We start from the raw sequence: 23195 nt of genomic DNA on the forward strand, positions 1-23195 counted from the left end.
AGGGTCGGCGGGTGGGGGAGATTACCGGGGCGGGGAGCGGGCGCCTAATGTGTCCGTGAGATGTGTTCGATTGGTGGTCTGCACCGAGTGGTCTGCACCGAGTGGTCTGTACCGGACCCTCCGTCGCGGTGACGGCAGGTGAATGAGGGGGAGCGGTCGCGGATGGGCGCGGAGGACCGGGCGGAGGCGGCCGAGGAGCGGCTGCTGGCCGGACGCTACGAGCTGGGTGACCGGCTGGGCCGGGGCGGGATGGGCACGGTCTGGCGGGCCTGGGACCGGATGCTGGACCGCGAGGTGGCGGTCAAGGAGCTCACCGTCAACCACCTGCCCGAGGACGAGCTGCAGATCCTGCACGCCCGGATGAAGCGGGAGGCCAGCGCGGCCGCCCGGATCAAGCACCCCGGCGTGATCACCGTGCACGACGTGCTGGAGCAGGACGGCCGGCCGTGGATCGTGATGGAGCTGGTCGACGGCCGCTCGCTGGCCGACGTGATCAGCCAGGACGGCACCCTGCCGCCGCGCGCCGCCGCCGAGGTGGGCAGCCAGGTGCTGGCCGCGCTGCACCGGGGCCACCAGCTGGGCGTGCTGCACCGCGACGTGAAGCCGGCCAACGTGCTGCTGGAGCACGGCACCGGGCGGGCCGTGCTGCTGGACTTCGGCATCGCGACGTACGAGGGCTCGGCGGAGCTGACCCGGCCGGGTGACCTGGTCGGGTCGCCGGACTACCTGGCGCCCGAGCGGGCGCAGGGCGACCGGCCGGGCCCCGCCTCGGACCTGTGGGGTCTCGGGGCGACGCTGTACGCGGCGGTGGAGGGCGACTCGCCGTTCCGCCGCACCTCGCCGCTGACCACGCTGGCCGCGGTGGTCGGCGATCCGCTGCCGGAGCCGCGCCGGGCCGGCCCGCTGGGGCCGGTGCTGGCGGCGCTGATGGCCAAGGACCCGGACGACCGGCCGACCGCGGACGAGGCGGCCCGGATGCTGGCCGAGGTGCAGGCCGGCCACACCCTCGGGCTCAAGCCGGTGACCCCGGTGCGGATGCCGACGCAGTCGGTGCCGGTGGTGGACCGCCTGGCGGAGCGCTCGGGGCAGTCGGCCGGGCCGGAGGCGGGGACGGTGCCGGAGGCGGCGACCGCGCCGCGTCCGTCGGCCTCGGCGGGTGCCGATGCCGCCCCGGAGCCTGCCGGGGAGCTGTCCGGGCCGCCGTCCGGGCCGTCGTCCGCGCTGTCGTCCGGGCTGTCGTCCGCGCACCAGCGGGTGGAGGTGTTCCAGGGGCACGAGGCGGCCGAAGGGGCGCCCACGGGGCCGGTCGCGCCGGTGGCGTACACCGATGCGCCCGCGCGTGGGCCGGCCAAGCGCCGTGGCGCGCTGCTGGTCGTCGCCGTCGCGCTGGCGGTGGCCGTGCTGGCGGCCGGGGCGACCTTCCTGGCGACCAGGCACGGCGGCACGGAGGTGGCCAAGCCCACCCCGACCGTCGCGGAGCCGCAGCCCACCGGGCCGGGCGACAACGACGCCGGCCCGCCGCCGTCCGGGTACCGCTGGGTGGACGACCCGGCGGGCTTCCGTTTCCCGCTGCCGGTGGCCACCCCGGCCTGGGAGCGCTCGGTCGACGGGACGCAGATCTACTACAGCCCCGACAAGATGGTGCACTACCTCCAGTTCGCCGTCACCGTCGGACAGTCGGTCAAGCCGCTGGACCACCTGCGGCAGATGGAGACCACCGTCTCCAAGCGCAAGGAGTACCGCCAGCACAAGCTCACCAGCGTCGCGGTGAACGGGCACGACGCGGCGGTCTGGGAGTTCAGCTACGCGGCGAAGGAGGGCGGCCGGCGGCGGGCCGTCGAGGCCGAGTTCATCGACGACGACGGCACCGCGTACGCCATCTACCTGTCCTGCCCGGACAACGACAAGGACTGGCAGGAGGGTGAGCGGCGGTTCACCCTGGTGCTGAACCACTTCCTGCCGACCCGCTGATCCCGGTCCGGCGGGTCCGGCCGGTCCGGCGGGTTCACCCGGGCCCGGTCGCCGCCCGCCCCGGGCCCCGACGGCCGGGGGGCGGCGACCACCGCGGTTAGTTGTTACCGACGGGTACCGAACCGGGCGCCGAGCGCCTAGGCTGCGCCCTATGACGGACCTCACAGCAGCTGCCACGGCCACCGAACCCGCCGGCACCGGCTCGCCGGGCCGCAACCCCGCCGCGCCCGGCGGCGGGCGCACCGTCGCCTCGGCCGTCCCGCCGTCCCTGGTCGACCGCCTCGTCGCCGGGGTGACCGCCACCGGCGAGCCCAGCCTGGTGGAGACCGTCGCCCCGCTCACCGGCGAGCGGCTGGCCGGCCTGCCGCAGTCCACCCCGGCCGACGTCGAGGTCGCCTTCGAACTCGCCCGCCGCGCCCAGCCGGCCTGGGCCGCGCTGCCGGTGCGCCGCCGCGCCGCCGTCCTGCTGCGCTTCCACGACCTGCTGCTCAAGCGCCAGGACGAGGTGCTCGACCTGATCCAGGCGGAGACCGGCAAGGCCCGGCTGCACGCCTTCGAGGAGGTCCTCGCCGTCGCGATGGGCGCCCGCCACTACGCGCGCGCCGCCCAGGGCTACCTGCGCGACAAGCGGCACGGCGGCGCCCTGCCGCTGCTCACCCGGACCGTCGAGGCCCGCCGCCCCAAGGGCGTGATCGGGCACATCTCGCCGTGGAACTACCCGCTGGAGCTCTCCGTCGGCGACGCGCTGCCCGCCTTCGTGGCCGGCAACGCGGTGGTCAACAAGCCGGACACGCAGACCGCGCTGACCGCGCTCTGGGCCCGTGAGCTGCTGATCGAGGCCGGGCTGCCGGCCGACCTGTGGCAGGTGGTGATCGGCGACGGGCCGGTGATCGGCCCGGCCGTGGTCGAGCACGCCGACTACGTCTCGTTCACCGGCTCCACCCGCACCGGCCGCGACGTCGCCCAGCGCGCCGCCGCCCGGCTGGTCGGCGCCTCGCTCGAACTCGGCGGCAAGAACGCCATGCTGGTGCTGGCCGACGCCGACCTCGACCGGGCCGCCGCGGGCGCCGTCCGGGCGTGCTTCTCCTCGGCCGGCCAGCTCTGCATCTCGATCGAGCGGCTGCTGGTGCACCGCTCGGTGGCCGACGAGTTCCTGGCGAAGTTCGCCGCCGCGACCGGGGCGCTGCGGCTCGGCGGCGGTCTCGCGTACGGCGCGGACATGGGCTCGCTGGCCTCCGGCCGGCAGCTGGAGGCGACCGTCCGGCACGTTGAGGAGGCGGTCAAGGCCGGCGCCACGGTGGTCGCGGGCGGGCGGGCCCGGCCGGACCTCGGCCCGTTCTTCCACGAGCCGACCATCCTGGACGGCGTCACCCCCGACATGGCGGTCTGCGGCGAGGAGACCTTCGGCCCGGTCGTCTCGGTCTACCGCTTCGACACCGAGGACGAGGCGGTGGCCGCCGCCAACGCGACCCCGTACGGGCTCAACTCCAGCGTCTGGACCAGGGACGGGCGGCGCGGCCGCGCGGTCGCGGCGCGGCTGCGCACCGGCACCGTCAACGTCAACGAGGCGTACGCGGCCGCGTACGGCTCGGTCGGCTCGCCGATGGGCGGCATGGGCGACTCCGGGCTCGGCCGGCGGCACGGCACCGAGGGCATCCTGCGGTTCACCGAGGCGCAGACCATCGCCGGCCAGCGGCTGATGCCGATCGCGCCCGCGTTCGGCCTGGACGACCGGCAGTTCGCGGCGGTGATGACCGGCGGGCTGCGGGTCCTGAAGGCGCTCCGCTTCAAGTAGCCCTCCCGGTTGCCGCGCACGGCCGCTCCGTACGGCCGCCGTGTCCGGCCGCCACGCAGGGGCGCTCCGCACGGCTTCCGTGCCGGGCCGCTCCGCACGTCTTCTCCGTTCGTCCTTTCGTTCGTTCCGTTTCCGAAGGAGCAGTGGCAGATGGTGGGATCCGGTGGTGGCCGGGAGTTCGACTACGACGTGGTCGTGGTCGGGTCCGGCTTCGGGGGCTCGGTCTCCGCGCTGCGGCTGACCGAGAAGGGCTACCGGGTCGCCGTCCTGGAGGCCGGGCGCCGCTTCGAGCGCGACGAACTGCCCAGGAACTCCTGGGCCCTGGCCGACTACCTGTGGGCGCCGAAGCTCGGCCTGTACGGCATCCAGCGGATCCACCTGCTGGCCAACGTGCTGATCCTGGCCGGCGCCGGGGTCGGCGGCGGCTCGCTGAACTACGCCAACACGCTGTACGTGCCGCCGAAGGCCTTCTTCGAGGACCGCCAGTGGCGCCACATCACCGACTGGCAGGAGGAGCTGGCGCCGTTCTACGACCAGGCGAAGCGGATGCTGGGCGTCCGGCTCAACCCGACCGTCACCCCGTCCGACGTGCACCTCAGGGCCGCCGCCGAGCGGATGGGGGTCGGGGACACCTTCCACCTGGCACCGGTCGGGGTCTTCTTCGGCGACGGCGGGGACTCGGACGGCGGGGCCAGGACGGCGCCCGGCGAGGAGGTCGCCGACCCGTACTTCGGCGGCGCCGGCCCGGCCCGCCGGGCCTGCGTCGAGTGCGGCGAGTGCATGACCGGCTGCCGGCACGGCGCCAAGAACATGCTCACCGAGAACTACCTGTACCTGGCCGAGCGCGGCGGCGCCGAGATCCACCCGCTCACCACGGTGGCCCGGATCCGCGAGTGGGGCGAGGGCTACGCGGTGGACGTCCGGCGCACCGACGCCCGTTCCACCACCGACCCGGTCAAGGCCGGGGCGCGGACCTTCACCGCCGCCCGGGTGGTGGTCGCGGCCGGCACCTACGGCACCCAGGACCTGCTGCACCGGATGCGGGCCGGCGGGCACCTGCCGCGGATCTCGGCCAGGCTCGGCGAGCTGACCCGGACCAACTCCGAGGCGCTGGTGGGGGCGCAGACCACCGACCGGCGGTACGGCGCCCGCGCGGACTTCACCAAGGGCGTCGCGATCACCTCCTCGATCCACCCCGACGAGAACACCCACATCGAGCCGGTCCGCTACGGCAAGGGCTCCAACGCGATGGGTGCGCTGTCGATCGCCCAGGTCAGGGGCGGTGGGCGGATCCCGCGCTGGCTGCGCTACCTGGGCAGCTCGGTCACCCACCCGGTGACCTTCGCCCGCTCGATGAACCAGCACCGCTGGTCGGAGAAGACGATCATCGGCCTGGTGATGCAGTCGCTGGACAACTCGATCACGGTGTCGCTGAAGGAGAAGGGCCTCGGCAAGGGCAAGCTGACCTCCCACCAGGGGCACGGCGCGCCCAACCCGACCTGGATCCCGGCCGCCGAGCAGGGCGCCCGGGCGCTCGCGGACGAGATCAACGGCTTCGCCGGCAGCAGTGTCGGCGAGATCTTCGACATCCCGATGACCGCGCACTTCCTCGGTGGCTGCCCGATCGGCGACTCCCCGGAGACCGGTGTCGTCGACCCCTACCACCGCCTCTACGGCCACCCCGGAATCAGCGTGGTGGACGGTTCGGCGGTCTCCGCCAACCTCGGCGTCAACCCCTCGCTGACCATCACCGCGCAGGCCGAGCGGGCCATGTCGATGTGGCCCAACAAGGGCGAGGAGGACGGCCGTCCGGCGCCCGGCGAGGCGTACCGGCGGACCGCCCCGGTCGCCCCCGTCGCCCCGGCGGTGCCGGCCGACGCCTTCGGCGCGCTGCGGCTGCCGCTGCTGGCGGTGCCGGAGGTGCCGAAGAAGCGCGGGTAGCCGGGTCGTTCGACTGCGGCCCGGTCAACCCGCGCCGCAGCGGGGCCGGTTGACAGCCGTCCGGGGCCGGTGGGAGAAAAGGGCTCCCTGGGGGGACCAGGAGTTCATTCGGACGGGGGACACGGTCCATGGCCATCTGCGCATCCTGCGGTGCGGCTTCGGCGGAAGGGGCGCTCGCCTGCGCCTCCTGCGGGCGGCCGCCGGCGCCGCCGCTCCTGCCACCCGCCCCGGTCCTGCCGCCGCCCCCGCCGCCGGGGGTGCCGTCGGCGGCGGGACCGCCCCCGGCGCCGGGACCGCCCCCGGCGCCGGACCTGGCGCCGCCCGTCCTGCCTCCGCCGGTCCTGCCTCCGGCGCCGCCCGGCGCGCCCTTCCGGGAGGGCAGCTGGGGAGCCGGGCGGCCGTACGACCCGGCGGCCGGCCGGCCCGCCGCGCTCGGCCGGCTGGCCGGTGCGGACTGGCGCCCGGCACTGCGCGCCGTGATCGCGCCGACCGTCGTCCTGCTGATCGCAGCGCTGGTCGCGGCCATCCCGGACGGCTACCAGCTGTCCTACCTGAACGACACCCCGGCCTTCGGCGAGCGGTTCGGGGCGGCACTGGCGATGTCGCTGGCCGCACTCGGCGCGCCGTTCCGGATGGTCTTCGGCAGCGGCGGCACCGCCGACACCGAGACGACGGTGCGGGCGGTGCCGATGGCGGTCACCGCGCTGTGGCTGTTCACGCTCTGGCTCGGCCTGCGCGCCGGGGCCAACCGCCGCCAGCGCCTCACCGGGGAGCAGTGGACCCGCCGGCAGGCGGCCGGCGAGGCGCTGCGCACGGCCGTCGTGGCGGCCGCCGTCACCCTGTTGATCGGCCTGGTCGCCGGCGCCGAGTGGTCCCCCGGGCGGTACCGCGGTGTCGACCTGGACGAGGGGGTCCTGGGCGACGTGTTCGGCGGCCGGGTGTCGAACACGGCGTCCGCCGGCTGGCCGGAGGCGGTCGGCTGGACGCTGCTGTTCGCCGGAGCGCTGGCCTTCGCGGTCCACGGCACGGACGCGCTGCGCTGGGCGGCCTGGCGCAACCGCGCGGTGCGCGGCTGGGCGGTCGCCGGCCTGGCGGCGGGCCGGGCGCTGGCGCTCTCGGTCGGCCTGGCGTCGGCGGTCGGCTTCGTGGTGGTGGCCCTCCAGGGGGAGGGCGGCATGACCGGTGCGGCGGTGGCCTTCCTGCCCAACGTCGGCCTGGTGCTGCTCGGGGTGGGGTCGGGCGCGACCTTCCGGTCGACCAGCGACACCCCGGCCGGCGACTCCGACTGGCGTCGCAGCCCGCGCGACGTGGACGAGTTCTCCTTCTTCGACCTGCAGGGCGAGAGCGCCGACTGGCGCTGGACGGGGCTGCTCGCGCTGGCCGCGGTGGCGGTGCTCGGCTGGACGGCGTACCGGCGACGGCTCGACGCGGCGGACCGGCTCCGGCTGGCGGCCGTGTACGCGGTGGGGCTCAGCCTGCTGATGCTGGTGTCCGGGATCCTGGTCACGTCGGCCTCCTCCGTCCCCTACGTCGGCAGCGTCCGGGAGGTCGCGTACGAGTACGGCGTGGCCCTGGTGCCGGGCACCCTGCTGGTGGCCAACGCGGTCTGGGCGGCGGTCGGGGCGCTGGCGGTGCCGCCGCTGCTGGCCGCGGCGCGCGGGCGCTCGGCGCGGGGCGAGCCGTACGGGGCGGTGCCGGCGCAGGCCGGACCGGGCGGGGAGGACGCGTTCGGGTACGAGCGGTCCGGGTCGTACGAGCAGCCGGGGCCGTTCGGGTCGTACGAGTCGTACGAGTCGTACGAGTCGTCCGGGTCGTCCGGGTCGTCCGGGTCGTCCGGATCATCCGGGTCGTCCGGGTCCTTCGGGGCCGGTGCCGGGCTTGGGGTGAGCGAGGTGATCGGCTCGTCCGAGGAGTCGGCGTCGCGCCGTTCCGGCGGGCCGGGGGCCGGGTCGCGGCCGGGCGGGGAGGCTCCGGTCGACCCGAGCGTCTGGCGCGACCAGCCGTAGCGATTCGGGGGCGTGCGCCATGCTGCTGCGCGCCCCCGGAAGCGCGCCCACCCTCCCCGGACAGGGCAAAGGGCCCCGCGGGGGAACGGGGCCCTTTGTCGTTCAGCACTCGGCGTCAGGGCCGCGCCGGTGCTGGGGTGACGGCGCCGGGGGAGGAGCGCCGTCGGGGTGGTTGGTCCAGGGGACGGGCGGCGCCGCGGCTCCGGCGAAGGGTGGGCCGGCGCGCGGGGCGCACACGGTCCGCGGCGGCGGACCCCGGCATGCCTGAGCCGGGCCCTCGCTCACGGAGCGTGAGGTGATAATCGTTGCCACCAGGGTCGCGGTGGCACCGGGACGGTAGCCCTCGGGCGGCCCTGCGGCCGCCGGGGGAACCTCTTCCACGCAGCATCGTGCTGGACGGAGGGCTTGCTCTGCAACCGATTCGGCATGATTCGGTGCAGCGCGCTTCCGGCCGGGCCGGCGGCGGGGCGGGCCCGTGGCGACCGCGGCGGGCCCGCGGGGTGCGCCGGACGGACGGCAGCGATGATCACGGTGCGTAGTGAGGCTCGGCCGGAGCGCACAGGGACGCGCGTAGCGGCGTGGGACGGTGGACGAAGTGCGCCGGGATCGCGCCGGGGTGCGGCGGTCGGACTCCGGGCGTCCCCGGTGGCCGACCGCCCCACCTCCTTGGTCCAGTCGCGGCCGGGGTCGCTGTCCCCTGCTGGCCGGCCGCAGCACCCGCGCACGGTCCCACGGCGCGTCACGCCCGGCCGGAGACCGGTTCCGCGACGGCGCCACGCGCGCCGGTGGACTGGGTTGAGCTCCACGCGTGGTCCTGCAAGCCCGTACGGCGGCGCCCCTGGCCGGGGCGGAGGCGGCGCGTCTGGCGGGCGCGGCGCGGTCGTACGGTCGCCAGGAGAAACGAACCGGCCACCCAGCCGGTCACGGGCGCGAGGGCTGGCAGACGAGTGAAACGCGGGCGGCCGGTAGACTCGATGGCAGACCCCCGCCCGTCGCCCGCCGCCACCCTCCGTAGGGCGCGCTGCGTGCGACACCTTTCGTACCGCTGCCGGAAGGCCGTCTGTGTCCTCTGCTACTCCCGTCCAGTCCGTGCCTGAGACCGACACCGTCCTGGTCGTCGACTTCGGCGCCCAGTACGCCCAGCTCATCGCCCGTCGAGTGCGTGAGGCCCGGGTCTACAGCGAGATCGTGCCGAGCAGCATGCCGGTCGCCGAGATGCTCGCCAAGAACCCGAAGGCGATCATCCTCTCCGGTGGTCCCTCGTCGGTCTACGAGGAGGGCGCGCCGCAGCTCGACCGCGCGATCTTCGAGGCCGGCGTCCCCGTCTTCGGCATGTGCTACGGCTTCCAGCTGATGGCCAAGACGCTCGGCGGCACCGTCGACAACAGTGGCGCCCGTGAGTACGGCCGTACGCCGCTGACCGTCTCCCGCACCGGCTCGACCCTGTTCGAGGGCGTCCCGGCGGAGCACTCGGTGTGGATGTCGCACGGCGACGCCTGCTCCGCGGCCCCCGAGGGCTTCACCGTCACCGCATCCACCGACGTGGTGCCGGTCGCGGCCTTCGAGAACGACGAGGCGCGCCTCTACGGCGTCCAGTACCACCCCGAGGTGCTGCACTCCGACCACGGCCAGCAGATCCTGGAGCACTTCCTGTACCGCGGTGCCGGTCTCGCCCCGACCTGGACCACCGGCAACGTGGTCGAGGAGCAGGTCGCGCTGATCCGCGCCCAGGTCGGCGACAAGCGCGCCATCTGCGGCCTCTCCGGCGGCGTGGACTCGGCGGTCGCGGCGGCCCTGGTCAACAAGGCCATCGGCGAGAAGCTCACCTGCGTCTACGTCGACCACGGCCTGATGCGCAAGGGCGAGACCGAGCAGGTCGAGAAGGACTTCGTCGCCGCCACCGGCGTGCAGCTGAAGGTCGTCGACGCGCAGGAGCGCTTCCTGACCGCGCTGAAGGGCGTCAGCGACCCGGAGGAGAAGCGCAAGATCATCGGCCGGGAGTTCATCCGGGTCTTCGAGCAGGCGCAGGCCGAGATCATCGCCGAGGCCGGCGAGCACGGCGAGTCGGTCGACTTCCTGGTCCAGGGCACCCTGTACCCGGACGTGGTGGAGTCCGGCGGCGGCACCGGCACCGCCAACATCAAGTCCCACCACAACGTCGGCGGCCTGCCCGAGGACCTGCAGTTCCAGCTGGTCGAGCCGCTGCGCAAGCTGTTCAAGGACGAGGTCCGGATGGTCGGCCAGGAGCTCGGCCTGCCGGAGGAGATCGTCCAGCGCCAGCCGTTCCCCGGCCCCGGCCTGGGCATCCGGATCGTCGGCGAGGTCACCCGCGAGCGTCTGGACCTGCTCCGCGAGGCCGACGCGATCGCCCGCGAGGAGCTGACCGCGGCCGGCCTGGACCGCCAGATCTGGCAGTGCCCGGTCGTCCTGCTCGCGGACGTCCGCAGCGTCGGCGTCCAGGGCGACGGCCGCACCTACGGTCACCCGATCGTGCTGCGTCCGGTGTCCTCCGAGGACGCGATGACCGCCGACTGGTCGCGCCTGCCGTACGACGTGCTGGCGAAGATCTCGACCCGGATCACCAACGAGGTCCGCGACGTCAACCGCGTGGTGCTGGACTGCACCAGCAAGCCGCCGGGCACCATCGAGTGGGAGTAGGCACTCCCGCCCGGTCCCGCGCGGACCGGCATTGAACGGCCGCGCCGTCGTTCCCGTACCAAGGGAACGACGGCGCGGCCGTTCGCGGTGGACCGGGCGCCCACCGAGTGGGCCCTCCCACCGAAAGCGCTCACAACCGGGCAGAATGCGTCCGGACCTGTCAGGCGGTGGCGGGCCGGTGAGGGAAGGTGTGGGGAATGGCGGAGGCCAGCAGCTCCGTGGCGGCCGGTCAGGTGACGGCCGGCGCGGCCATGGCCGGTTCGAGCCCGGCCGGCCCGGGTCCGGCGGCCCCGGACGGCACCGGCACCGGTGCGGACGGGACCGGAACGGGCGGCACCCGCCCGGGCGGCAGAGCCGGCCGGGTCGCCGGGTGGAAGGCGGCCGGTTCGCGGCTGGCACTGCTGCCGCTGCGGCTCTTCCTCGGCGTCACCTTCGTCTACGCGGCGCTCGACAAGCTCTCCGACGCCCACTACCTGGCCGGCGCCGGCGACCCGGCCTCCTTCGTCTCGCAGACCCGGCTCGCCAAGGGCTCCAGCCCGATCTCCTTCCTGCTCGGCCCGGCCCTGGACCACCCCACCCTGTTCGGCCTGCTGGTCGCCTTCGGTGAGCTGGCCGTCGGCCTGGGCACCCTGCTCGGCCTCTGGGGCCGGCTCGCGGCGGCCGGCGGCGCGGTGCTCAGCCTGACCCTCTGGCTCACCGTCAGCTGGAACGTCTCGCCGTACTACCTCGGCAACGACCTGGTGTACCTGATGGCCTGGACCCCGCTGGTGCTGGCCGGCACCCCGTACCTCTCGGTGGACGGCTACCTCGCCCGGCGGGCCGCCCGGGACCGCTCCCGCGGCCTGCCCGAGGACCAGGTCCGGCGGCGGGCCCTGATGGACGGCGGGATCGCGGCCGTCGCGATGGGCGGCGCCGGACTGCTGACCGGCTCGCTGACCGCCACCTTCGGGCGGGACGGGACGCCCGGGACGCCCGAGCGGTCCGCCGCGCCCGCGTCCGCCGCACCGCCCGTCACGGTGGACGCCGCGAGCGTCCCGGTCGGCGGCTCGGCCCAGGTCAAGGACCCGGCCAGCGGCGACGCGCTCTACGTGGTCCAGCCCAAGGCGGGCCAGTACTGCGCCTTCTCCTCGGTCTGCACGCACTCCGGCTGCGCGGTCGACGCCCCGAAGAACGGTCAGCTGTACTGCCCCTGCCACGGCTCCCGGTTCGACGCGGCGACCGGCGCGGTGCTCAACGGCCCGGCGACCAAGCCGCTGCCGAAGTACCGGGTGACCAAGGAGGGCGAGAAGCTCCGCCTCGGGCCGCTGGAGACCTGAGACCCCCGGGGCCCGGTGACGGATCCCCGGGCCCGCGCCCGGGTCCGGCCCCTCGGGCTACTTGCGCTCGGTGTCCGGCCGGGAGCGGCGGACCGCCGCCGCCACCGCCCCGGCCAGACCGCCGAGGCCCAGCACGATGAAGGTCACCGGGATGACGATCCGGCCGTTGACCGAGACGTCGTTGACCGCCGCCACCAGGTAGAGCACCGCGATCACGGTGAACAGCCCCCCTGCGATCAGCGAGAAGAGGTCGAGCTGGTGCTTCCTCACTTCTGGACCACCCTGATGTCGCCGAGCCCGACCTTCAGAGAGAGGTCGAGCGTTCCCTTGGATGCCTGGCCGTTCACCGGCAGCAGCTGGTAGCTGCGGGTGGCGGGGCCGTCGTCACTGACCGGCCCCGGCAGGTTGACCGAGGCGAGCCCCGTCTCGGTCCGCATGTTCACCGTCACGTCCGACGGCACCGTCACCGTCATGTCGCCGGCACCGAGCTCCGCAGTGGTGCCCAGGGTGCCGCCGGCCGGGTCGAGCGCGCTCAGGTCCAGCTCCAGCGAGCCGAGCCCGAGGGTGTACTTCTGCTCCAGCTCGGCCGCCGAGGCGACGACCCAGGTGCGGTCGCCGAGCAGGTTCTGCACCGAGACCGACGAGTGGCCGACGGCCGTGAGCGCCACGGTCAGCAGCAGGCCCGGCACCACCAGCCGGCGGGCCCGGCCGAACTTGGCGCCGACCAGCAGGGTCAGACCGATCACCAGCAGCGCGGTGGCGAGCACGGTGCCGGTCAGCAAGGCCGCCCCGCCGTCCGCGGAGGCCGACCAGACGGCGCTGGCCGCGCCGACCGCCAGCAGCAGGCCGATCAGGCCGAGCGGGGAGCGCTCCCGCCGGTGCACCGTCACCGGCGGCGGGGGCGGTCCGGCCGGGCCGCCCTCCTTGCGCAGCGGGTCGCCCTGCGGCAGGTCGGTGCGCTGCCACCACGGCTGGGCGGGGGCCCCGGGCGGCGGGGGCGGGCCGGGGTGCGGCTGGGCCGGGGCGGCTCCGCCGTACGGGTTGCGCTCGGGGTGGCGCGGGTCCCACAGGTAGCCGGTCGGGCCGGTGTGCGGGGTGTCGGCCGGGACGGTCCCGGCGGCCCGCTCCCGGGCGTGCCGTTCGCGGGCCTCCTCGTCCTCGGCCTCGCGCGGCCAGCGGTAGTCCGGGCCGGCGGCCGGGTCGGCCTCCGGGAAGTACCGGTCGTACGGGCCGCCGTGCGGTCCGTGCCCGTGGCCGGGACCGCCGTGGCCACCGTGGCCGCGGCCCGTCCGGCGGCGGCCGCGGATCCGGCCGCGCCGGCGCTCCGGGTCGTAGCGGACGGCCAGGAAGACCAGCCCGGCGAGCAGCAGCAGCGGGAAGAGCTGGTCGCCGTCGCCCATCGAGGAGAAGAAGACGCCGGTGCCGATCACGGTCAGCAGCACCGCGCCGACCGACTGGCCGTCCACCCGGCCGGTGAGCACCCGCTGGAGCTCGGTGCGGCCCGAGCGGCTGCCGCCCTTGCCGTCCGCGACCGGCTCGGTCGGGATGATCAGCCAGGCGAGCCCGTAGAGGAAGAGGCCGAGGCCGCCGGAGAGGCAGAGCACGACCGTGACGACGCGGAAGACCACCGGGTCGATGTCCAGGTGCCGGCCCAGGCCGCCGCAGACGCCGGCCACCACGCGGTGGTGCTCGGTCCGGGTCAGCGGCGGGCGGTCCGGGGCCGGCGGGGCGCTCGGCCCGGCCTCCTCGATCTCCTCGGTGCGGGGGTCTTCGGTCATGACCACCATCCTGCTGGGTGCCGGAGCCCCGCCCAACCGGTGCGGGCCCTGTCCGGACCCTGACTTGTCCCTGAGAAGGGTCAGGGGTCCACCCTGATGCGTCCGGGCGGGCCCGCGTGGAACGATCGGTGCCGTGGCAGCACCCGGTTCCGATCCCCGTCCCCTCAGCCCAGACACCCCGCCGCCCGGGGGCGTCGACCCGGCCGTACCCGGTGGCGAGCGGCCGCCGTACCGACGGCTGTACCGCAGCCCGCAGGGGCGGATGCTCGGCGGGGTCGCGCACGGGCTGGCGGTCCACCTCGGACTGCCCGTCAGCTGGGTGCGGGTCGCCTTCGTGCTGCTGTTCTTCGCGCAGGGGGTCGGCGCGCTGCTGTACGCGGCGTTCTGGTTCGTGGTGCCGATCGGCATCGGCGAGCCCGCGCAGCGCGGCGGGACGCACTGGGTGTACGTGAACGGCGCGTTCGTGCCGGCCTCGCCCTGGCAGGGAGCCGGTTCGGAGCTGAGCAAGGGCGGCCGCCGCGGCGGCTGGATCGGCCGGCTGCGCGAGGTGCTGCAGCACGCCCTGCAGGGCGAGCCCGCGACGGCGGCGGGCGGCGCGCCCGGTGCGGGCGACGCGGACGGCGGGACGGCGGGCTCGCAGCGGCAGGGCGGGCTGGGCCAGCTCGCCGCGCTGGTGATGCTGGTGATCGGTGTGATCGCCCTGCTCAACGCGCTCAACGTGCAGACCGCCAAGCCGTACACCTGGCCGCTGCTGGCGATCGGCGTCGGTGTGGCACTGGTCTGGCGGCAGGCCGACGACTCCCGCTGGCAGCGCTGGTTCGGCCTGGAGGAGGGGGACAAGCGGCGCGGCGCCTACACCCGGGTCGGCGCCGGTGTGCTGCTGGTGGTGGCGGGCACCATCGCGTTCCTGGCCACCCAGGGCAGCGGCTCGACGATCGGCTCGGTGATCGAGGCCTCGCTCGCGGTGCTGGCCGGTGTGCTGGTGCTGGTCGGTCCGTACGCGCTGCGGATGTGGCAGGACCTCGGCGCCGAGCGGACCGCCCGGATCCGCGCCCAGGAGCGGGCCGAGATCGCCGCGCACGTGCACGACTCGGTGCTGCACACCCTGACCCTGATCCAGCGCCGGGCCGAGGACCCCAAGGAGGTGCTGCGGCTCGCCCGGGCCCAGGAGCGCGAGCTGCGGCTCTGGCTCTACCGCCCGGAGGCGGCCGCCGAGGCCGCGCCCGACACCATGGCGGAGTCGCTGCGCGCGGTGGTCGCCGAGGTCGAGGACCGGCACGGCGTCCCGGTCGAGCTGGTGATCGTCGGCGACTGCCCGATGGACGAGCGGATCGCGGCCCAGATGCAGGCCGCGAGGGAGGCGACCGTCAACGCGGCCAAGTACGGTGGCGGGGGACCGGTCCAGGTCTACGCCGAGGTCGAGGGGAGGACGGTGATGGTGTTCGTCCGCGACCACGGTCCCGGCTTCGATCCCGATACGGTGCCGGAGGACCGGATGGGCGTACGCGAGTCGATTCTCGGCCGGATGAAGCGCAACGGCGGCACCGCACGGGTGCGGCCCGCGCCGGACGGCGGGACCGAGGTCGAGCTGGAGATGGAGAGGTCAGATGACTGAGGCAGCGCCGACGGGGGTCCCCCTGTCCGGGGAACCGGGGCGGACCGCGAGGGTCGTGCTGGTCGACGACCACCGGATGTTCCGGACGGGCGTCCGGGCCGAGATCGGGCGCACCGAGACGACCGGCATCGACGTGGTCGGCGAGGCGGACGACGTCGAGTCGGCGGTCCGCGTGGTCGCCGAGACGCGGCCCGACGTGGTGCTGCTCGACGTGCACCTGCCCGGCGGCGGCGGCGTCGAGGTGCTGCGCCGCTCGGCCGGGCTGATGGGCGAGCAGGGCGGGGTGAAGTTCATCGCGCTCTCCGTGTCGGACGCGGCCGAGGACGTGATCGGCGTGATCCGCGGCGGTGCGCGCGGCTACGTGACCAAGACCATCACCGGGACCGACCTGGTCAACGCGATCTTCCGGATCGCCGACGGCGACGCGGTCTTCTCGCCGCGGCTGGCCGGGTTCGTGCTGGACGCCTTCGCCGCGACCGACACCCCGCCGGTGGACGAGGACCTGGACCGGCTCACCCAGCGCGAGCGGGAGGTGCTGCGGCTGATCGCGCGCGGGTACGCGTACAAGGAGATCGCCAAGCAGCTGTTCATCTCGGTGAAGACGGTGGAGAGCCACGTCTCGGCGGTGCTGCGCAAGCTCCAGCTGAGCAACCGGCACGAGCTGACCAGGTGGGCCACGGCGCGCCGGCTGGTCTGAGCGCCCTGCCGCCCGCCCACCGCCCGCCCGGTCCTGTGGAGACCGGGCGGGCCTGTCGGTGGGTGGCCATAGACTCGGAGTGCCATGAATAGCCTCTTTGACGACCTCCCGCTCCCCGGTTTCGAGGCCCCCGCCGCCGGGTCGAAGCAGCCCGCGCCGCCCATCGACGAGGAGCCGCCGCCGTACGGGGACGACGCCCCCTACGACGCCTACGAGGAGGCGATCCCGGACGGGCTGTTCCAGAGCGGCACGTACGGCCGGCCCGGCGGTGACGCCGAGGCCGAGCGGGACGCCTGGTACCGCAACGGCGCCGCCCGACCCGTGATCGACCCGGCGAAGCTGCTGGAGGGGATGAACGACCCGCAGCGCGAGGCCGTCCTGCACGCCGGCTCGCCGCTGCTCATCGTGGCCGGCGCCGGCTCCGGCAAGACCCGGGTGCTCACCCACCGGATCGCCCACCTGCTGGGCGCGCGCGGGGTGCAGCCGGGCGAGATCCTGGCGATCACCTTCACCAACAAGGCGGCCGGCGAGATGCGCGAGCGCGTCGAGCAGCTGGTCGGCCCGCGGGCCCGGGCGATGTGGGTCTCCACCTTCCACAGCGCCTGCGTGCGGATCCTGCGCCGCGAGTCCAAGCTGCTCGGCTTCACCTCGTCGTTCTCGATCTACGACTCGGCGGACTCGCAGCGGCTGATGGCCCTCGTCTGCCGGGACCTCGACCTCGACCCGAAGCAGTTCCCGCCGAAGTCCTTCACCGCGAAGATCAGCAACCTGAAGAACGAGCTGATCGACGAGGAGACCTACGCGGACCAGGCCGCCAACCCGATGGAGAAGAAGCTCGCCGAGGCGTACTTCCTCTACCAGCGGCGGCTGCGCGAGGCCAACGCCCTCGACTTCGACGACATCATCATGACGACGGTCAACCTGCTCCAGGCCTTCCCCGACGTCGCGGAGCACTACCGGCGGCGGTTCCGGCACATCCTGGTCGACGAGTACCAGGACACCAACCACGCCCAGTACATGCTGGTCCGCGAGCTGAGCGGGGGCGCCGTCGCCACCGCGCCGAAGCGCACCGCCGACGGGGACTACGTGAACCCGGCGGCCGGGCGGCTCGCCGAGGTGGAGCCCGCCGAACTGTGCGTCGTCGGTGACGCGGACCAGTCGATCTACGCCTTCCGCGGCGCGACGATCCGCAACATCCTCCAGTTCGAGGAGGACTACCCGAACGCCACCACGATCCTGCTGGAGCAGAACTACCGCTCCACCCAGACCATCCTGAGCGCCGCCAACGCCGTCATCGAGCGGAACACCAGCCGGCGCGAGAAGAAGCTCTGGACGGCCGGCGAGCACGGCGAGAAGGTCGTCGGCTACGTCGCGGACGACGAGCACGGCGAGGCCCAGTTCATCGCCGACGAGATCGACCGGCTCACCGACGCCGGCGACGCCAGGCCCGGCGACGTCGCGATCTTCTACCGGACCAACGCGCAGTCCCGCGTCTTCGAGGAGGTGTTCATCCGGGTCGGCCTGCCGTACAAGGTGGTCGGCGGGGTGCGCTTCTACGAGCGCAAGGAGGTCAAGGACGTCCTGGCCTACCTGCGGGTGCTGTCCAACCCCGAGGACACCGTGCCGCTGCGCCGGATCCTCAACGTGCCCAAGCGCGGCATCGGCGAGCGCGCCGAGGCGATGATCGACGCGCTGGCCGCGCGCGAGCGGATCTCCTTCGCCCAGGCGCTGCTCCGGGTCGACGAGGCGTACGGGCTGGCGGCCCGCTCGGCGAACGCGGTGAAGAAGTTCAACGCGCTGCTGGCCGGGCTCCGGCAGGTGGTCGAGTCCGGTGCCGGGCCCGCCGCCGTGCTGGAGGCGGTGCTGGAGGAGACCGGCTACCTGGCCGAGCTGCAGTCCTCGACCGACCCGCAGGACGAGACCAGGGTGGAGAACCTCCAGGAGCTGGCGTCCGTCGCCCTGGAGTACGAGCAGGACCCGGGCGAGCGGCCGGACGCCGGGGAGGACGGCGCGCCGCCGGTCGGCTCGCTGCCCGACTTCCTGGAGCGGGTCGCGCTGGTCGCCGACTCCGACCAGATCCCGGACGAGGACGACGAGGGGCGGGGCGTCATCACGATGATGACCCTGCACACCGCCAAGGGCCTGGAGTTCCCGGTGGTCTTCCTGACCGGCATGGAGGACGGCATCTTCCCGCACATGCGGGCGCTCAACCAGGTCAAGGAGCTGGAGGAGGAACGGCGCCTCGCGTACGTCGGCCTGACCAGGGCGCGGCAGCGGCTCTACCTGACCAGGTCGGTGCTGCGCAGCGCCTGGGGGCAGCCCGCGTACAACCCGGCCTCGCGGTTCCTGGAGGAGATCCCGGAGTCGCTGGTGGAGTGGAAGCGCAGGGGGGCGGCGTCGGCGCCGGCCTCGCGCGGGTACTCCTCGGGGTCGTCCTGGGGCGGCGGCAGGTCGGGCGGGTCGGGCGGTTCGTCGTCCTCGCGCGGGGGTTCGTCGCGCGGTTCGGCGGCGGCCTCGCCGAAGGCGGGCTGGGGGCAGTCGGCGCGGCGCACCGGCGCGGCGGTCGAGCGCGAGGCGGTGGCGCTCGCGGTCGGCGACCGGGTCACCCACGACACCTTCGGGCTGGGCACGGTGGTGGCCACCACCGGGGTCGGCGACAAGGCCCAGGCGACGGTGGACTTCGGTACGGAGGGGCGCAAGCAGCTGCTCCTGCGGTACGCGCCGGTGGAGAAGCTCTAGGCGGGCCTCGGGCCCGTCCGTACGGCCCGCGTCGACCGGTGGTCGGCGCGGGTCGCTGTTCGGCGCGGGCCGGCGCGGGTCAGCGCGGGTCGACGCCCTGGGCCAGGAACCAGGGCAGCGGGTCGACCGGCGCACCGCCGTCGGCCGGGCGGATCTCGAAGTGCAGGTGCGGGCCGGTGCTGTTGCCGCTGCTGCCGACGAAGGCGATGACGTCGCCGGCCTTCACCGTGCCCTTGCGGATCTTGTACGACCGCAGGTGGCAGTACCAGGCCTCGGTGCCGTCGGACATCTTGAGTATCGACATGTAGCCGTACGACGGGTTCCACTGCGTGCGGATGGTGCCGTCGGTGACGGCCAGGACCTGGGTGCCGCCGTCCACCGGGAAGTCGATGCCGGTGTGCCGCTTGGCCCAGTGGGTGCCGGCCGCGCCGAACACCTCACCGAGGCCGGCCTGGGCCACCGGGAGGGATACCTTGGGGCGCTCCGGCGGCTTCGGGGCCTCGGGGGCGTCGGCCGCCTGCGTGACGGCCTCGGGCGCGCCCTGGGCGCCGGAGAGCTGCTGCCGGGCGTCACCGCGGGAGGCCTGCGCGGCGTCCCCGGTGGCGAGCGCCTGCTGGGCGCTCTGCGCGGCCTGTGCGGCGGCGGCCCGGCCGGCCGCGTCGTCCTGGGTCCCGGCGGCCTGGTCGGGCAGCCGGCCGCTCGCCTGGGCGCGCTGCTGGTCGGCCTCGCCCTGGACGGTGACGGCGGCTGCGGCGGCCACGCCGAGCGCGGCCACCGAGGGCAGCGCGACCCGCAGCAGTGCCGTCCGGGTGGCGGCCTTGGCGGCGTCGCGGCGCTGGGCCCGCGACTGCTCGCGGGCGGCGACGCGCAGCTCCGCACGGGTCGGGCGGGCGGCTGCATCGGGAGCCATCGCGGCTGCCTCCTCGGTGGGACCTCGGGCGCGTCGTCGGGCGAGGGGAAAACAGCCGAGACTGTAGCCGGAAGGCTGACATCCGGACAAAAGTCCGGATGTCAAGAGGCTGCGGGTGTGCGCTTGCGGGGTAGACCGGGGGAGGGGAGCGAGGTGGTCGCGGGCGGGGTGGCCTGTGATTTTCCCCTCCTCTTGAGGGGCGGCACGGCCAACCGGGGCGGGTGACGCTAACCTCCCCTCAGATTGGTTATTGCTCGTTAACCCCGCCCGCGTCCACAAGGTGCGGCGGGGTGGTGGACGACGAGGTCCAGGAGGCAGTGATGGGTGTGTCAGGACCGATCCGCGTGGTGGTCGCCAAGCCGGGGCTGGACGGCCACGACCGCGGCGCCAAGGTCATCGCGCGCGCCCTGCGCGACGCCGGCATGGAGGTCATCTACACCGGTCTGCACCAGACGCCGGAGCAGGTGGTCGACACCGCGATCCAGGAGGACGCGGACGGCATCGGGCTCTCGATCCTCTCCGGTGCGCACATGACGCTCTGCGCGCGGGTGCTGGAGCTGCTGAAGGAGCGCGACGCGGAGGACATCAAGGTCTTCTGCGGCGGGATCATCCCGGACGAGGACATCGTCGAGCTCAAGGCGATGGGCGTCGCCGACATCTTCACCCCGGGCACGCCGACCAGCGACGTGGTCGCCTGGGTCACGGCCAACCTCCGGGCCGCCGGCTAGCCGGCCCCGCCCGGCCGGCTCGGCCGGGCGGCGGGCCGGTCAGGCGGCGTCCACGGGCGCGGCCAGTTCGGCCAGCATCGCCTCGCGGAAGCGCAGGGTGCCGGCCAGCCGGGCGAAGGTCTCGCCCCAGGCGGTGGCGGGCGCGGCCTCGGCGGCCAGCGCCTCGACGGCGTCCGCCGTCCCGGGGGAGAGCGCGCGCTCGGTCATCCCGAGCACCCCGCTGTGGCTCCACGGGTAGGCGCCGGAGGCGGCGGCCCGGGCCAGTGCGGTCACCACGGCGGTGGAGAGCGGCGGCGTCCAGGGGGTCGCGCAGGCGCCGAGCAACTGGAAGGCCTCGCCCAGGCCGTGCGCCTCGATGAACGCGGCCGTCCAGGCGGCCCGTTCGGGGGCCGGCAGCACGGCGAGCAGTTTGGCCGGCGCCCCGGTGGTACGGGCGGCCCGGGCCGCCCGGCCGGGGGCGGTCGAGGGGGAGGGCGCGGGGCCGAGCAGGGCGCGCGCCCAGTCGGCGTCCTGCTGGCGGACGGCGGCCCGGGCCCAGGCCTCGCGCAGGTCGTCGGCCCAGGTGCTGCTGGTCTCGTCGATGGAGTCTCCGACCCGCAGGGTGAGCAGCCGGTCGGGTGTCAGGCCGGTGTGCCCGGACCAGACGGCCAGCGGCGCGGCGGCGATCACCTCGCCGAACCACCAGGCCCGTTCGCCGCGCCCGGTGGGCGACTTGGGCGGTATGCCGTCGCGCTGCATGGCCGCGTCGCACTCGGCGGGCGGGGTGACCAGCAGGTGGGTGCCGTGCCCGGAGAGGCGGACCGCGGCGCGGGCGCGCTCGGCCATCCGGGCGGCGAGCGCGGAGCCGGGCAGGGTGGAGAGCAGCTCGGCGGCGGTGGCCCGGACGTTCTTGCTGCGGTCGCCGAGTGCGGCCTCCAGGAAGGGCTCGTCGGCGGGTGAGAGGCCCTCCTGGAGGGCGTCCAGGAAGAGCAGCCGGTCCTCGGCGCGCTCGGTGGGCCAGGTGCTCCGCAGCAGGGCGAGACCGGCGGCCGGGTCGCGGCGGCGGACCAGGGTGAGATGGGTGACGCGCTCGGCGAACAGGCCCTCGTGCCAGAGCTGGTCGCCCCCCTCGGCCGGCCCGGGGCTCTGCGGAGCCCCGGCGGTGGTGCGCAGGACGAACCGCCAGTCCGGGTTGCGGTCGGCGAGCCAGCGGCCGAGCGGGCCGGCCAGCGCGACCGCGTCGGGGCGCAGTTCGCTGCGGGCCCGGGCGGCGTCCAGCAGGGCCGGGACGGTGGCGGCGGGCGGGCGGAAGCCGCGGGTGCGGGCGGTGGCCAGCCACTGCGGCAGCAGCTCGCCGAGGTTGGCGAGGACGCCGCCGCCGGTGCCGCGGCTGGAGAGCAGCAGGGAGAGCCGGCGGGCGGCCGGGACCGGCAGTTCGGGGCGCCCGTCCTCCGGGGCGGGCTCGGTGAGCGGCCCGGTGGCGGGGGCGGGGAGCGCGCCGGCGCGGCGGCGGACCGTCTCCAGGGCGGCGAGTTCGAGCAGTGCGGTGGCCTGGTCGGTGCGGTCGACCGCCAGGGCGTACGGGGCGGCCGGGTCGGGCGCGGGGAGCGGGCGGCGGTCGGTGCCGAGCAGGGCGGCGGTGTGCAGGGACTCCCAGGGGTCGGGCACGGGGGCTCCTCGGGTGAAGCGGTCGGTCGACATCAGGCGGTGGTGAGGCCGATCGGGCGGCCGTCGGGGCCCCAGGCGGTGACGGGGGCGAAGCCGCGGTGGCCGTACTCGCCGAAGACGGTGAGCGGGCGGCCGGTCGAGACGGCGGCGAGCCGCCAGAGCGCGGCCTCCGGGGTGGCGGCGCGGTGGACCGGGAGGGTGTGCCGGCCGTCGGTGAGGTGCCAGCCCTCGGGGGAGAGGACGGGGACGACGTCGGTGAGGACGGTCGGCCAGGCGTCCAGCCAGGGGTCGTCGGCGACTGCGGTTCCGTAGCCGGCGACGGCCTCGGCGGCGGTCAGTCCGGGCGGCGGCGGGCCGTCGGGGGCGGCCTCGGGGGAGCCGTACCGGGTGCCGAGCACGGCGCGCAGCGGGCGGGCACCGGGGTGGTAGGCGAGCTCGGCCTCGATCACCTGGCCGGTGGGCAGGGCGAGTTCGGGGGCCTGGCCGGGGCGGCCGAAGGCGAGCAGCAGGGCGGGCCGGCCGGTCTTGGCGCCGCGCAGCCAGAGCCGGCGGGTGGTGAGCCGGTCGTCGGAGCCCCCTTCGAGCGGTGACGTCCGGCTGCCGAGGACCAGCCAGCGGTCGCGGACGGTGGGGCCGGCCAGCAGCTCGGCGGCGTCGGTGGTGTAGCCGAGCCGGGCGCGGACGGTGGCGGCGAGCGGCGCGGGCAGCTCGTCGACCCGGGTGGCGGCGGTGGCGAGCAGGTGGAGCATGGCGTATTCCTCCAGGAGCCCGTGCGGTGGAGCGGAGTCGAGTTCCCGGACCCGGGTGGCCAGGCCGGGGGCCTGGGCGTCGACCATGCGGGCGGCGACCTCCTCCCAGGGGCCGGCGGTGGACTGGTCGGCGAGGCCGTGCCGGACCCGGTCGGCGAGCCGCAGCCGCAGTTCGGCGGCGCCGGCGGCGACCCGGGCGGAGCGCTTCTCGGCGCGGCGGCGGGCGGCGGCCGGGTCGGCGGGGGCCTCCGCCTTCGCGGCGCGCTGGTCGGCGCGGTCCCGGCGGCCCCGCAGCCACTCGGCCGCCCAGTCGGCGGGCTCGGTGGCGGCGGGTACGGCGTCGGGGGCGGAGCTCCAGAGCAGGAGGAGTCCGAGCGCGTGCTTGCACGGGAACTTCCGGCTCGGGCAGCTGCACTGGTAGGCGGGCGTCGAGAGCTCGACGACCGTGCGGTACGGCGTACTGCCGCTGCCCCGGCACTCGCCCCAGACCGCGTCGCCGTCGGTGCCCGTGGCCGACCAGGGTGCGGGCGCGGAGAGCTTGCCCGCGGCCTTCTTCGAGGCGGCGTCGGGCGCCAGGGACAGGACGTGTTCGGTGCTCCAGCGTTCCTCCATGCCGACGACGTTAGGCGGGGGGACTGACAGTCG

The 23195-nt window shown here is 75.1% G+C and carries 15 protein-coding genes; 10 read left to right on the forward strand and 5 right to left on the reverse strand.

The annotated features are described in order from the left end of the window. Positions 1 to 162 precede the first annotated feature (162 nt). From AC067J_RS06445 to AC067J_RS06470, 6 genes are all read left to right on the forward strand, one after another. A complete protein-coding gene (locus AC067J_RS06445) occupies positions 163 to 1971 on the forward strand; it encodes a serine/threonine-protein kinase (RefSeq protein WP_478296804.1) in 1809 nt (602 codons plus the stop codon). A gap of 151 nt (positions 1972 to 2122) precedes the next feature. After that, positions 2123 to 3766: a succinic semialdehyde dehydrogenase gene (locus AC067J_RS06450; protein ID WP_478296805.1), complete on the forward strand. Its 1644-nt coding sequence runs from the start codon at positions 2123 to 2125 to the stop codon at positions 3764 to 3766. 150 nt (positions 3767 to 3916) lie between these two features. Further along, positions 3917 to 5707, forward strand: coding sequence for a GMC oxidoreductase (locus tag AC067J_RS06455; RefSeq protein WP_478296806.1), 1791 nt, complete (start codon positions 3917 to 3919; stop codon positions 5705 to 5707). Between the two features lie 128 nt (positions 5708 to 5835). After that, complete coding sequence (locus AC067J_RS06460; RefSeq protein ID WP_478296807.1) at positions 5836 to 7713, forward strand: hypothetical protein; 1878 nt, start codon at positions 5836 to 5838, stop codon at positions 7711 to 7713. 1062 nt (positions 7714 to 8775) lie between these two features. Continuing rightward, the gene (guaA, locus tag AC067J_RS06465) at positions 8776 to 10371 is read left to right on the forward strand and encodes a glutamine-hydrolyzing GMP synthase (protein ID WP_478296808.1); all 1596 of its coding nucleotides are present in this window, start codon (positions 8776 to 8778) and stop codon (positions 10369 to 10371) included. 197 nt (positions 10372 to 10568) lie between these two features. Further along, positions 10569 to 11687 carry a QcrA and Rieske domain-containing protein gene (locus AC067J_RS06470; RefSeq protein ID WP_478296809.1) on the forward strand — a complete coding sequence of 373 codons (1119 nt, stop codon included), beginning with the start codon at positions 10569 to 10571 and terminating at the stop codon, positions 11685 to 11687. A gap of 57 nt (positions 11688 to 11744) precedes the next feature. Here the strand turns inward: AC067J_RS06470 and AC067J_RS06475 are convergent, their stop codons facing one another. Next, positions 11745 to 11957 (reverse strand): hypothetical protein, encoded by a 213-nt coding sequence (locus tag AC067J_RS06475; RefSeq protein ID WP_478296810.1) that lies wholly within the window; start codon positions 11955 to 11957, stop codon positions 11745 to 11747. Beyond that, entirely contained in the window at positions 11954 to 13465 is a 1512-nt protein-coding gene (locus tag AC067J_RS06480; RefSeq protein WP_478296811.1) for a PspC domain-containing protein, read from the reverse strand. The genes AC067J_RS06475 and AC067J_RS06480 overlap by 4 nt, the downstream gene beginning before the upstream one ends. Positions 13466 to 13703: 238 nt before the next feature. Between AC067J_RS06480 and AC067J_RS06485 the strand changes: the two genes are divergently transcribed. From AC067J_RS06485 to pcrA, 3 genes are all read left to right on the forward strand, one after another. After that, a complete protein-coding gene (locus AC067J_RS06485; RefSeq protein WP_478296948.1) occupies positions 13704 to 15080 on the forward strand; it encodes an ATP-binding protein in 1377 nt (458 codons plus the stop codon). Continuing rightward, positions 15073 to 15777, forward strand: coding sequence for a LuxR C-terminal-related transcriptional regulator (locus AC067J_RS06490; protein WP_478296812.1), 705 nt, complete (start codon positions 15073 to 15075; stop codon positions 15775 to 15777). The genes AC067J_RS06485 and AC067J_RS06490 overlap by 8 nt, the downstream gene beginning before the upstream one ends. Before the next feature lie 84 nt (positions 15778 to 15861). Further along, positions 15862 to 18516, forward strand: coding sequence for a DNA helicase PcrA (gene pcrA / locus AC067J_RS06495; protein WP_478296813.1), 2655 nt, complete (start codon positions 15862 to 15864; stop codon positions 18514 to 18516). A 79-nt stretch (positions 18517 to 18595) separates the two neighbouring features. Here the strand turns inward: pcrA and AC067J_RS06500 are convergent, their stop codons facing one another. Continuing rightward, complete coding sequence (locus AC067J_RS06500) at positions 18596 to 19426, reverse strand: M23 family metallopeptidase (protein ID WP_478296814.1); 831 nt, start codon at positions 19424 to 19426, stop codon at positions 18596 to 18598. A gap of 320 nt (positions 19427 to 19746) precedes the next feature. Between AC067J_RS06500 and AC067J_RS06505 the strand changes: the two genes are divergently transcribed. Continuing rightward, positions 19747 to 20154, forward strand: coding sequence for a coenzyme B12-dependent isobutyryl CoA mutase small subunit (locus AC067J_RS06505; protein WP_327677770.1), 408 nt, complete (start codon positions 19747 to 19749; stop codon positions 20152 to 20154). Between the two features lie 39 nt (positions 20155 to 20193). Here the strand turns inward: AC067J_RS06505 and AC067J_RS06510 are convergent, their stop codons facing one another. Both AC067J_RS06510 and AC067J_RS06515 read right to left on the reverse strand, forming a co-directional pair. Next, positions 20194 to 21834, reverse strand: coding sequence for a DUF5691 domain-containing protein (locus AC067J_RS06510; protein ID WP_478296815.1), 1641 nt, complete (start codon positions 21832 to 21834; stop codon positions 20194 to 20196). Beyond that, positions 21834 to 23162: an SWIM zinc finger family protein gene (locus AC067J_RS06515; RefSeq protein ID WP_478296816.1), complete on the reverse strand. Its 1329-nt coding sequence runs from the start codon at positions 23160 to 23162 to the stop codon at positions 21834 to 21836. Before AC067J_RS06515 ends, AC067J_RS06510 begins: the two co-directional genes overlap by 1 nt. Positions 23163 to 23195 lie beyond the last annotated feature (33 nt).

The sequence above is a fragment of the Kitasatospora sp. NPDC042419 genome, from assembly GCF_056437345.1.